Raw genomic sequence first — 12,496 nt, 5'->3', positions numbered from 1 at the left:
GGATCTTTCCTTTTGCCTTGTGGGTGATATCATAGACTTTTCCACCGAGATTCATGTTCTCATTTCCCTGTGTCCGAGTATAATCAAGATTGATGGCTTCGTTATTTTCAAATGCATAAATGGAATCCATCACCATGACAAAAATGCCGGATTCCAACATCATTTTAGCCGGAGCTTTTTCATTAATTAGGGTTTCAAAATAATAATGACCATTCTCTTTCTTCAATGCAAAAGAACCATCACTATTTGACTGAGCAAAGATAGTATTGCAACTAAACAATACTATTGATAAAAATGACACAAAACTTTTCATATAAATATCTCCTAAATATTATACGTTCAGTAATTTATAATAAAAATTGAAGGCTTATGAACAAAGAATTCAGCTCGTCATAACGGGCCACGATTTCTTGCACGAAATACGGTCCAAAATGCCAGATGAAACGCATAGTCTCTTCTCCTGATAAGTTAGCTTTTCCATATCGATCCATGTCTTCTACGAACTTTTCGCAAATCTACGAAGTTACCGTAACAACTACATAAACAAACAGTTAATTAATTTAAAAGGAAGGATTATTTTTTCTTATCTCACCCATACACGCCCAAAATCGCAGCGCAGATTCAGATTTTCCGCAGACAATCACACCAAACGCCCCTATTTGTTCCCTGCAATGCGCCCACATTTTGAGCAAAGTGCCTTATCGTTTTTTACGTTTCTCTGTCCAGAAACGTACGTCTTTCCTGGCGGAAACGTAGGTTTCCTTGCCGCAAAACGTACGTTTCCCGTAAGGAAAACGTAAAAAATACCTTGACAGGTGGTTGTCTGTTCAAAGAGATTTTCCTCAAATTCAAGTGATTGTCATCACCTCAACATCCGATACACGATACGCCTGAAAACTTGGAAAGACTTCCCATTCCATTTGGAGAATCGAAAAATCTCCGTATCTTTAGCGCCCTAACCCTTAATTGTTTTTTGATATGAAGAAAATCAGTAGAATCTTAGGAATGACGGCGGCGTGCCTGCTCTGCCTGTCGCTGAATGTGACAGCCAGCACATCTGCCAGCCACCAGCCTCAGCAAAAAGGAGAAACCGTTATCTGCCGGGGAGTAGAAGCACACACTTCCGGACCGATGGTCAAAGTGGGGAAAACAGCCCCCGACTTCCGGGCGGTCAATGCGAAAATGGAAGAGGTCAGTTTGTCGGACTACAAAGGGAAGAAAGTGATTCTGAATATTTTCCCCAGCTTGGACACGCCGACATGTGCGCTATCTGTCCGGCAGTTTAATGCCAAGGCGGCAGGACTGGAAAATACCGTGGTTTTATGCCTTTCCATGGACCTGCCTTTCGCGCAATCACGTTTCTGTTCTACCGAAGGACTCGACAACGTGGTGCCGTTGTCGGTGTTCCGCAGCCGGGATTTTGTCACGAACTACGGTCTGCAATTAGCTGATGGTCCGCTGGAAGGACTGATGGCACGGACGGTCATCGTGGTGGATGAAAATGGGAAGGTATGCTACACGCAGCTGGTGAAGAACATCTCCAATGAGCCTGATTATGAAGCCGCATTGAAAGCCGTGCAATAATCCGCCCCAAAGTGAAGGGATACGCTATTCCCTTCCTTTGGCATTGAAACGGAATCCCACTCCTAACATCAGGTTGTTGGGGTCCTTGAAATCATGCAGCTGGTAGCCCACATGCAGGAAGAGGTTCTTGGTGATATCCGTCTTCAAGGCCAATACCTGATAAAAGGCGTCGGTGTCGGCTCCCTGACAGATGAGGTTTCGTCCGACTCCCAGATTGATGGAGAAAATGGGCATCACAATTTCAGCACGCAACGAAAGTCCGACGGCAAACTGTTCCCGGAACGGAGGGCGATAAAACTTGATGGTCTCTGCATCGGGAGGTGTCGCACTGTTGGCGATATGCTGGGAAATATTCGCACTCTCATCATACTGGGCATCCAACGATATTCCGGCACGGAAATAGCGGCTGAAATTATACATCGGCGTAAAATTCAATCCTAGAATACCAAAGGAGCCGGGCACAAGAATGGGAGTGCCGTCTTCCAGAAACACACCTTTCTTCCGGGTGGAACCATACACAATCAAATCATAACTGAGATAGGGTTTGAAAGCCGGACGTCGGAAGGTGTAGGCAGATGCCGCTTTTTCACTCCCTCCAAAATAACGGGTAATGCCAATAGTGGCTCCTACCATATTCACACCCGCATTGGGATAGCCCGTATTCCCGTTTGAAAAATGGGAAGCGACAACCCCGGCCCGCAGACTGGTCTGTGCATCCAGCTGCCAGTTCAACAGAAATCCCAGATGCAGATAAGCGTTCACCTTGGAACCGACCACCCGGTTGTAGAAATTCGATTCGATATCAAACTTTTTCCAGCCGAAAGAGGCTCCGAAGTTCCATTCATAATCAAAAGACAAACGGGGAGTGATACTCGCAATACGGGAAGTCTGGAACACATAAACAGACCAGGGATTTCCCAGCTCGGCCGAATTGAAAAACGAGTGGTACCCCACTCCGATACCTTGCACGGCATGAGGATACATCCGGCCGAAATAGGTATCGGGGGCAAACTTGAATCCGTATTTCAGGTTGACCGACAGGTTTTTCCGGATGGGCGCAAAAGCCGCATTGTTCCCGGCAAAAAACTCATGGGTGGGGAACACATAGGCCGGCTTCAGGTCAAAGCCTACCGCATGCACCATCTTATGGGAAAGGCTGTCACGGCCGCCTGCATACAACGACAGGGCGCAAGTGCACAAGACTGCACCTACGTACATCCTGACTATGAATCTATTCATCTTCATTGGTAATGTCAAAAGGTACTATCAAATAATCGAATGGAGTTGAACTGAAAAGCGTCCCGGAAAATATCATTTTCTTTCCGGTAAACGAATTGGAGAGATAAACCTTATAAGGTATATTATACATCTTCATTTCGGTAAAGACTTCCAAGCGTACTTTCTTGCCGGGTCCCAGTTTCTTTTCCACCCCCAGGTTTTTGTCCAGCCCCGCATCCAGCCTTTGCTCCTGAACACAGAAAGACACCTTCGTGCCATATAATCCCGGCACGCCATTCACCACATCCGGAATCTCAACCTGAGAAAGAGAATCTTCCAACAATTGCTGTACATCCTCTCTCCCTATATTTCCACTGCTACCCAACATGGAAAATTCTACTGTACGGGCTGAATTGCGGTAGGGATAAAAACACACTGTCACGGGCTGGGTACTGTTCAAAGTATTCACTACCATTTCGTCTACCGGCTCCAACATATTGTCATAAAAAGAGAACTGACTCCAGTCGTATGCTACACTGTCTACCTGATATTTCCTGGTCGGTGCAAAAGAAACTTGAATCATCTTTTCTTCGTAACGGTTACCTACCCTGATTGCGGCCTCAAACGGCCTGTCATAAAGATTTTCTCCGGCAATCAGATGCAACTCGCGACCGTTCCTTTTTTCCACCTGAAAATCCAGAAAGGTATTTCGGCAATGCACAATACCGGTTTCGCCTTCTTCAAACGGAAGCGATTTTCCGTTTTCCCCTTCCAGGTCGGTGGCAAACACGGACACATCCGACCGCAAATAATTTATATCTATAATGCTCCAATTGTCGGTATCAAAACGAACCGTAACCTCGTTTTCTGTCTCCGATAGAGAAACGGTTGGAACATCCGTCAAAAATTCATCAATAAAGACCTCGCTGTTGCATCCGGCAAACACCGACATCAAACTTAGGATACTGCATTGCAGCATACGGAATGTGCTTTTCATCATACCTGTGCGCTTTACGTTCAAACGTGATCGTCCGATCGGCAAACAAACCGCCGACCTTGGCCGTGTAAAATTAGAACTTTTTTTGATATGACAAATGGATTTCCACAAAAAAAGCCCGTCATGAAACAATCTTTTGCCATGACGGACCTCCAGACGGCTTTTGCCTTACTACCTGCGTGGTTTCCGGCAGCCTACATTCCGGAAAACGCTGACACATCCCTTGAAAGGAGAAAGCAAATTTCCGGCTATGGTATTCGAAGCATGAAGTCCCCGACCCGGCAGACCGAAGTGCAGGTCTTTTTCCGGACAATCGACGGAACGTACCCACGTGTGGCACCAATAATCCCAAATAGCCAGGCGGGAACCGAAGTTGCTATGACAGAACCGGGCTTCATCACTGTGATGAATCTGGTGCTGATAAGGACTCATCAACACTACTTCCAGCCACCGCGGATAGCTCAACGGCACAGAGGAATGGCGGAGATTAGCCCCAGCCATGAAGAACAGAAAACTGAACGAATTGACGCCCCAGATTGTGGCCCGGGCCACCAAGTGATTGTTGAAGTAGAAGAAAAGGCCGGTCACCAGCACAAAAGCCGCCATACCTTGTAAGTTCTGCAACAGGATTTCCACGGGATGCATACGATAGAGCGTAAACGGATTCATGACCGTGGCCGAATGATGCACCTTGTGAAACTCCCACAGATAGCGGTTGCGGTGCAGGTAGTAATGGGTGACAAAGACAAAAAAGTCTTTCACGAGAAACAAAATCACGGGATAGCAGAATGCCACCCACAGACTGGAAGAAGCGTCTGGACGAGGTCCCAGCCAATCGGTCAGCTGCATGGACATCGCGTAGGCCAGCATGGATCCCACCGACAGGTAAGGTACGATGCATACCGCCTTGAAACACAAACCGATGAAGAACAGACCATAGTCCGTACGGGCAGAACTGCTCCACCAGTTACGCTTAGCAAACAATTCCCTCCAGCTTTCCACAAACGATTTTCCATGTACAAAATACAAAAGGCAGAGCCCTATCAGTCCGGACATCAGAAGATAGCCGATGAAGACTCTCCGTGCAGGGTCGAACAAATACGCCACTGGCAACCAGACTGCTTCTTTAAATAATTCCATCCAATTCATTTTCTGCGTTGATTTTATAAATGTAATTCTAGGGTCAGCATCATGTTGAACGGAGCCGAGGGAATGATGCCCGGCCCCGGATAGCCTGTAGCCCTGCGGGTCATATAAATCTCGTTCCCGATGTTCTGCAAAGAGAGTACCAGCCCCGCATAACGTGTGGCCTGGTAGCTGACACTCGCATCGACCACACAGAAACCGGGAATGGCTCCATAGATACCGTACACTCCGTCGTTAGGGTCCATCGGTTCATTGGAAGCGTCGGTGTACTGGAAAGAGGTACCGCTCACCTGCACGGCTGCCGAGAAGCGCCGGAAACTCAAATTAAGTCCTCCTTTCAGGTTATACAACGGCACAAACTCTATCTGCTTCCGGGACTGCCCCAGGTAACGGGAGCCGGTCACAGCCACACTGGCATAGACTTCCGGCTTCAAGTCTTCGTGAATCACCCGGGCAAAGGAAGACAAATCGACAGAACAGGTACTTTCCACCCCATAACTGATACCGTTCCCCACATTGTCGCGGTAACGGTGGTAGGTGCCCTTCATCTCCGGATTCTCCCGATAGTATTCTCCGATGCGGTTACCGTAGTAGAGGAAAAAAGCACTGACATCATAACTGAGCAAACTCTTCCCTCGGGAACGGACTCCCACATCGCTGGAGTAGCCCGACTCATCCTTCAAGTCGGGATTGACGGCCAGTCCGGGCGATACGGTACGCATGTCATTGAACGTAATGGCCCGGTAATTCCGGGTGGCGTTGGCATAAAACTCGGCTCGGGGCAACTTGCACGAAGCCGCAATTCCGGCCAGGAGGATGGTCCGGTTCTTATGCACCCGATCTTTCAGCACATCGTTCTGCAGTTGGGGTGTCCCGTCGGTGTAGGCCACACGGTAGTGTGACAACTCACCCAAGATTCCGGTACGGATAATCTCGAAACGCAAACCCGGCACCACGGTCCACTTCTCTCCCAGACGGAGGGAAGCCTCACTGAAGCAAGCCAGATTCAGGTTGGGATAGCGGTAGAAAGAATGCAGACCTACCCTGCCGTTCATGTCCGACAAATCCGTGGTCCGCTCCACCGGCGTGAAATCGGGGCCTTTTCCCCGGCTGCCCGGAGCCTGTTCCCCCGTATTCCGTCCCTGATAATATTTCATGCCGACCACCCACGAGGATTTCACTTCCGACCGTAGAAGACGGAAACGCTTCAAGTAACGGGCCTCCAGGCTCCAGTTGACAAAGATGCCGCGCTGCAAATCCCGCTCCACATTCTGTGGGTCGGGCGAACCCACCCGCTTGGTATGGTATCCCACCGTAAAGCGACGGGCATACAAACCGACCGCATGGAAATTCACCTCATCCCCACTCTCCTCAAAGGTTTTCCGGTACTTGAACGACAGAATGTTCCAGTCCACCATGAACCAGTTGCGTTCCCGGTTGCTTTGGTAGGGATTCTCTGCAAACATCTTGTCGGTCAGTCCGCCGGGCTGGTGTTCCAGATAATGGTATTTCAGCACATCCAGCTTGTAAAGTTCATAGGTACTGGGCCGGTAGAAGAACTGACCTAACACGCTGTATCCTTTGAAGTCGGCATTGGGACGACACCCGTTTCCCTTCTTGACCGTCCCCGACAGGTAGTAGGCGAATTTGCCCAGTGTACCCGACAGTCGGGTATAGGAACTCAGGAAGCCGTAACTGCCATACGACACGTGCTGCCGTACCTCCACTTTCTTGTCGGCCGGAGGCTCCGAAAGTTTGAAGTTCACCATTCCCCCAAACTGTGAACCGTACTGCAAGGCCGAAGCCCCACGAAACACCTGCACCTCCTTGATGTCATTGGCATTGGGGGTGTAATAACTTTCCGGATAGCCCAAAGGGTCGGCACTGATGTCGTAGCCGTTCTGCCGCATATTGAAATTGGAAGAACGGTTGGGGTTCAGTCCCCGGGTACCGATGTTCAGTTGCAGCCCGCCCTCGCTTCCTTCCTGAATCGTGATGCCGGGCACGTTCCGGAACAACTGACGGGTATTATTGGCCGCCTTGTTGAACAGCATATTTTCCGTCAGAGTCACGTTGCTTTTCTTGCCGGCGAAAATCATGGCTTCCTCCACATCGCGCATAAAGCGCTGTCCCTGTTCCTTGCGGGAAGAACTGCCCTTCACCTGTACTTCACCTAACATATATTCCTGCGGGCGGAACGACAGGTCGCACCGCACGGAATCACTCTCCGTCAGCTGCACGTTGACGTAAGCCACCTTGTCGGGCTGTCTGCAGCGACGGAACATCAGGGACAGGAAGGTGTAATCAGGACGTTTCACGGTAAGCGCATACCCGGTTCCTTTTTCATTGGTCTGCACCTGTACCGACTGATTACCCGCCAGTCCGAAGATTTCCAGACAAACAGGTCCTTTCACCTGCTTTTCTTCCCACTGGATATCGCCGTAGAGATGCAGCAGCGACTGAGAAAATCCCGGCACTGCCCACCCGATGCTTCCACCGCATAAAATGACACACAATAAAATCTTTTTCATTTGTCCTCCGCTTTTAATCGCCCTCTTCGCCGTCGCTGTACGTCACCGTAAGTCCCAACGCCGACACGACTTCCGTTTTCAAGATGCCGACTACTTTTTGTAATTCCGCATACACCCGCTTCAGTTTCTCCGTTCCTTCCGGCGTTGCAGCCAGCCGGGCCAGGTCGGCCGACTCGTTATCCAGTTCGGCATGCAGCGCCGTAAACACCTGTTCCATTTTTTGCAGAATTTCCGTTCTCTTGGCAGGAGGAAGGTACTCTCCCAACATCGTAGCAAAAGAAAGCGCCCCATTCTTGACCGGGGAATCCCCGTACGGATAACCGTCGTAAAATCGCTGGAAAGCCTGAACAGACCGGACCAACAAGCGGGTGGAAAGTCCCTCTCCATGGTAATAAGCCTCTACCGTCATCGGCTCCGGCTGATGGACTGAGACTCCATAAATACCCACCGGAATGCCGACCTTAGCCGTCCGGATGTGGGCTTCAAAGTTACTCATCAGCAGGTTGAGCACCACGTTCAGGCTGCCGCCCACGGAGAAATCATCGTTGCGCACAAAATTATCGCCACCTTTCTCATAAAAGGCATACACCGCCTCAGCCTGCTTCACTAACAACCTAGTCAATGCCGGGAGAAAAGACAGATTCTCTCGTCCCGTTTCTCCAGTCAAATCCACCCGGCCGGAATACAGCAAATAATCGAGTGCCGCATACCCCAAGGCATTGGGCGACAACACTCCACGGTCCAACCGCTCCGACAAAACTTCCGCCGAATAACGATTCCGTACCGCATCTTCCAACTGGGCCTTATTGACCGGAAAACGGGCCGATACCGGGTACAGGCCATAAAGCTCTCCCACGAAATAAGGCTGGTCGAAAATAATCAGGTCTTGCAAGGACAGGAAAGCGGTCTCATACTGCTGCTTCAGCTCTACTAATTTTTCAGGATATTTCTCCAGTTCTCCAGCGATTTCATCCAAACGCCGCACCTGAGCCAAATAGCCAGCATAGGCAGGTAATATCTGTTGCCGATACCAGAAATCCAGGTATTGCGGATCAATCTTGGAATTTTCATTGTATCCTTTGATGGGGGTGTACACACACGAGGTAAAACCCACCATGCCACACAGCAAAAGCAGGCCTATCCACACATAGTTCTTCATGTCTCGTCAATGCGTTTTTAGTGAAAATAGTGATGTACTTTTTCGATAGCCGCGCTGATGGAACCTTCCTGCACCCCGGTGAGGCGGTCTTTCTCCCACACGCCGGTCTCGCCTTGCGTCAGTCCGTCGTAAAGGGCAACCGCCTGCTCCCACGTGATCCGGGATTTTCCAGCCTCATCCTTCACAAACGGAAGAGCCAAAATAAACCCAAGCGCCTCTCCCATGGAATGGAAATAGCCTTCGCTCGGCACCGAAACCGTCCGTTCCAGAAAGGTCTGGCTTTCCCGCAAATAATAAACCGTACGCAAAGAAAACAATTGGGCCATCTGCCCGCGAAGGAAAGCCACCTGCTTCCGCACTTCCTCCAGATTGTTGTCCCCAATGGCCTTCCGACCCTTATAAAAAGCCTGATAGACCGACGTATTGATACCGCTCAGTCCCTGCATGCCCACCGCTTCCTTTTCAATATAGTTGGCCAAAAACAAAGGAGCCAGCCGATTCGGGTCTACGTCCAACGTACCCAAATAGCCATAGGCCGTGTCCCAACAATGCGCCATCTCCGTATAGTTCTTACCGGCCACCGGCGATGCATTGTCCGCCTTCAGGGCTTTATCCAAAAAATAATTGACCTTGTCGAGCGTCAAAGCCCCCATCAGGGCTTTCTGGATGACCTGCCCTAATTCCACCCCTTTTTCGTCCAGCATCCGGGATTCTTCATTCGACACGGCCACCGTACCCGACACGCCTGGCTGTGCTTTCCGGCTGACTGCCTCACTATTCACCAGTGCATACAGCTGGTCTGCCAGTCCGGAAATACGGTCGGCCACCGGCTTTCTGAGTGATTCATTCGTCGGAGATAAGGTACCCGCAATGTCCTTCCGGTAGTTCTCCAGCTGTTTGGAGAAATTGCTCTGCGTCTTACTGTTGATGGCATTGTTGAAATGGCGGAAAGCCAGAATCATTTCTCTCGATTCTCCAATGTCCACCGTAGAAATTCCGTTTTGAGTAAACTTATATTCCATCAGGAGCTCCTCTTTCTTCTCTTCGGTTGAATCGGTCATTCTTTCCAATTCTTTTTTCGTACAACCGGAGAGCAGACAAGCTGCACTCCCCAAATACATCATCCATAAAGTGATTTTTTTCATTTGATAAATTATTTAAGTTAAGGTAAATACATAGCTTTTGAATAAATCAGGTAGTCCACCCCATAATCGGTAATATGGAAGGATTCCGCGTTCCGGCTATACTCGTACTGCATTCCGTAGAACGTATCATCGGCATCTCCATTGACATAGAATTCCGAAGAGACATCCACCCGGCCATACGGACTGAGGAACACGGCAAAATAGAATAGGTCGCCACTTTTCTTCTCAATCGTATACGTCCGGTCGACCTGCTTTCCGGAGAAAGACAATATTCCGTTACGTTCCCGGGAAGTAATGCAGTTCTTCCCGTCGTACAAGGTATCGACCACCAGCCGGTTATCTGTGTCCAAGTACTGAATCACCATGGCCGTCAGATTGGCCGGGTCCTGCCGGTTGTGAATGTCTGCCCGCGCATAGAAATTCAGGTCTATTGAATAAGTATTTTTATCCTCCCTCTGAAACTCATCCGACGGAATAACACCCCAGTCGCCCGGATGCTTCGGGAAACAGTTGAAAGGTACTCCCAACTCCAGCGGCAACTTGTCGGCTTCTTTCAAGGAGATAAACTTGCTGTAATCTTCGGGCGGCATCTCCGCCGTTTCTTTCTGACAACCGACCAGCAGCACGGCCATTCCTACCCATACATAATATTTCATACGTTTTTTCATTTATCAATTCAATTAAATTTTATCCGAGCGGTATAAGGTCCTGCTACCCCTTCCCATTCCCGGCTTCCTTTTTCTACAAACTCCTGAAACACGACCTCCTCGTTGAACTTCAACCCGGGCAAGAAAGAAACGCCCTCTTCAGTAGCAATATATCCCGACCCCAGCGCCGTATAATACGTGCTGCCATCGTAGCCTTCCACCGTCTTTTCCGGCTGTTCGTTCTTGTAGAACAGTTCATACTGCAAACGGTCGTAACGGGCCACCCGTTCTCCATTCTCCCGCGTATGACCATAATGATAAGTCATACGGTCGTCCATCAGCGTATAACCAAAATCCATGGTGCTCTGATACACCACTTCTCCAGTTGCCGTCAGCAGAATCTGCAAGACACAAGGACGCCGCGATTTCTGGTTGCCTGTGGCAAAAGAGCGTTTCCGGAACCGTTCTTTCCGGTCAATCCGCCGTTGCATCCGTTCTTTCCATTCCTCCATCGGAAAATCGAGAGGAGTCAGTTCAATCCATTCGGAACCCTCCCCCAGATAATTTGCCGTACGCAACACGATTTTGTCTTTCTCCACCCGTACCGGAGAGAAGCGGTTTTCCACATTGACTTCAAATCCTTTCAACTGGTCGAGCATGGTAGGCGTCGTCAAAATCAGGTTCAACCCTTCCGCCACCTTTATCTCGTAGTTTGCCTCCGTCACCTCCAGATTGAATTCCGGCGCATAATAGGTTTTCCGCTCCATTTCCGTTTGGTCAGCGTCCGACTGCCGGTAGGCAATATCCGTCAGCATCTTCAGGGTGCCGTTGGGTTGGAACTTTACAAACAGATTATAGCCTCCCACGCCCAGACGGCGGGACAAGATTTCAGGATACAACGAATTGTAGTTCGTCTTTATATTTTCGGTGATATTCGTATTCAAATAATTGTCCACTTGCGGGAAATAACGCACCAGCCATCCATTTTCCGCTTGGCATAAGCGTTCCCGGAAATCCTTTGCCGCCGGCAAGTCCTCAATATTGCGCACCGGAATGGATTCCTGCTTGCTGCACCCCATGCCTAATCCGCAAGCCATCACTATGCAAAACATCAATTTTTTCATCACACTGTTTTTTATCACGATGCCGGAGCATCGTGTGGTTGTTGATTATAATGCTTGAGAGAAGCTGAAATGACCCGGGTCAGCTGCGCTTCCCTGCGAATCTTAAAGTTCTCCCACAAAAACTCATCGACAAAAGCCATTTTACGCTGCAATGTCGCCTTGGCTCCTTCACCTCCCAGCTCTTGTGCCGTGTTCAGACACTCATTGATTTCACTGACAGACAAGCACACAAGCATGCTCAATGTCTCGGCAAAATCGCAGAGGGAAGATTCCATCGCCCCATTGCTGAAGAAACCTTTCTTCCAACTGTAAGGTGTACCCTGAAACTGATACTCCCCTTTGGATACATCCGCACTTTTCGACCACTCATAATAAAGAGACGATGGATTGAGTGCCGCAAATTTGTCGAGTAAGGAAAGTCGTCCTTGCACCAGCCGTTTGGCAAAAGCAAAAGTCGCCATCCGCACATATGGGAACAACTTTTCTGCCGTTGCCGCCGAAAAACGATTGACCCCAAACACTGGAAGTATCGCTTCTCCCAAAGAGGTATTGATCTCACCTATCTGCAAGGAATTCAAATTGGCCTCTCCCAGCAGAAGGATTTGCCGGGGGGCATATTCCTTCACGAATGCCATACCACCGGCCTGTTCAAAAGGTACTATCCACAAAGCCCTCAAGGCCTCCAGCAACGGACGAATTTTCTCCCGATTGGGCGGCAGGTTGTCAGGCCAGTCTGTTTCTCTGTAAGGCGTCCGGGTGTACCCAACCTCTATATTATAGGGGCGAGCAAATTCTTCCGACAGCCATTGGTCCAATTCGGTTTGTGGTCCAGGTTCCGAAGCAAAAGGATACTGCACGGCCCCCTCTTCCTTCCGGCATCCCCCTCCCAAGCAAACGATTCCTACCAAAAGCAATAAATAAATCTGTTTTCGCATATCATTATAA

Annotated in this window: 10 protein-coding genes and 1 pseudogene; 1 reads left to right on the top strand and 10 read right to left on the bottom strand. The window is 49.4% G+C overall.

From position 1 onward, the window contains the following. A pseudogene (locus tag RDP42_RS09795) lies at positions 1-313 on the bottom strand (hypothetical protein); the annotation flags it as partial. Positions 314-978: 665 nt separating this feature from the next. On the opposite strand from RDP42_RS09795, the gene tpx reads away from it, so the two are divergent. Beyond that, positions 979-1,584: a thiol peroxidase gene (tpx, locus tag RDP42_RS09790; RefSeq protein ID WP_308763529.1), complete on the top strand. Its 606-nt coding sequence runs from the start codon at positions 979-981 to the stop codon at positions 1,582-1,584. A 24-nt stretch (positions 1,585-1,608) separates the two neighbouring features. Here the strand turns inward: tpx and RDP42_RS09785 are convergent, their stop codons facing one another. The 9 genes from RDP42_RS09785 to RDP42_RS09745 all read right to left on the bottom strand — a co-directional run bounded on the left by RDP42_RS09785 (position 1,609) and on the right by RDP42_RS09745 (position 12,486). Next, a complete protein-coding gene (locus RDP42_RS09785; RefSeq protein WP_374046972.1) occupies positions 1,609-2,823 on the bottom strand; it encodes an acyloxyacyl hydrolase in 1,215 nt (404 codons plus the stop codon). Next, complete coding sequence (locus RDP42_RS09780) at positions 2,816-3,802, bottom strand: hypothetical protein (protein WP_308763528.1); 987 nt, start codon at positions 3,800-3,802, stop codon at positions 2,816-2,818. Before RDP42_RS09780 ends, RDP42_RS09785 begins: the two co-directional genes overlap by 8 nt. Positions 3,803-3,970: 168 nt before the next feature. Beyond that, entirely contained in the window at positions 3,971-4,939 is a 969-nt protein-coding gene (locus tag RDP42_RS09775) for a sterol desaturase family protein (RefSeq protein ID WP_308763527.1), read from the bottom strand. A gap of 23 nt (positions 4,940-4,962) precedes the next feature. After that, positions 4,963-7,476: a TonB-dependent receptor domain-containing protein gene (locus tag RDP42_RS09770; RefSeq protein WP_308763526.1), complete on the bottom strand. Its 2,514-nt coding sequence runs from the start codon at positions 7,474-7,476 to the stop codon at positions 4,963-4,965. A 13-nt stretch (positions 7,477-7,489) separates the two neighbouring features. After that, positions 7,490-8,635 (bottom strand): imelysin family protein, encoded by a 1,146-nt coding sequence (locus RDP42_RS09765; protein ID WP_308763525.1) that lies wholly within the window; start codon positions 8,633-8,635, stop codon positions 7,490-7,492. Between the two features lie 17 nt (positions 8,636-8,652). Then, the gene (locus tag RDP42_RS09760) at positions 8,653-9,780 is read right to left on the bottom strand and encodes a DUF4856 domain-containing protein (protein ID WP_308763524.1); all 1,128 of its coding nucleotides are present in this window, start codon (positions 9,778-9,780) and stop codon (positions 8,653-8,655) included. A 17-nt stretch (positions 9,781-9,797) separates the two neighbouring features. Next, a complete protein-coding gene (locus RDP42_RS09755; RefSeq protein WP_308763523.1) occupies positions 9,798-10,436 on the bottom strand; it encodes a hypothetical protein in 639 nt (212 codons plus the stop codon). A 20-nt stretch (positions 10,437-10,456) separates the two neighbouring features. Further along, positions 10,457-11,551 carry a DUF4302 domain-containing protein gene (locus RDP42_RS09750; RefSeq protein ID WP_308763522.1) on the bottom strand — a complete coding sequence of 365 codons (1,095 nt, stop codon included), beginning with the start codon at positions 11,549-11,551 and terminating at the stop codon, positions 10,457-10,459. A 14-nt stretch (positions 11,552-11,565) separates the two neighbouring features. Further along, the gene (locus RDP42_RS09745; protein ID WP_308763521.1) at positions 11,566-12,486 is read right to left on the bottom strand and encodes a putative zinc-binding metallopeptidase; all 921 of its coding nucleotides are present in this window, start codon (positions 12,484-12,486) and stop codon (positions 11,566-11,568) included. Positions 12,487-12,496: the final 10 nt, after the last annotated feature.

This window comes from uncultured Bacteroides sp., assembly GCF_902472605.1.
Lineage (GTDB): Bacteria > Bacteroidota > Bacteroidia > Bacteroidales > Bacteroidaceae > Phocaeicola.
This window is presented reverse-complemented; position numbering and strand designations above follow the sequence as displayed.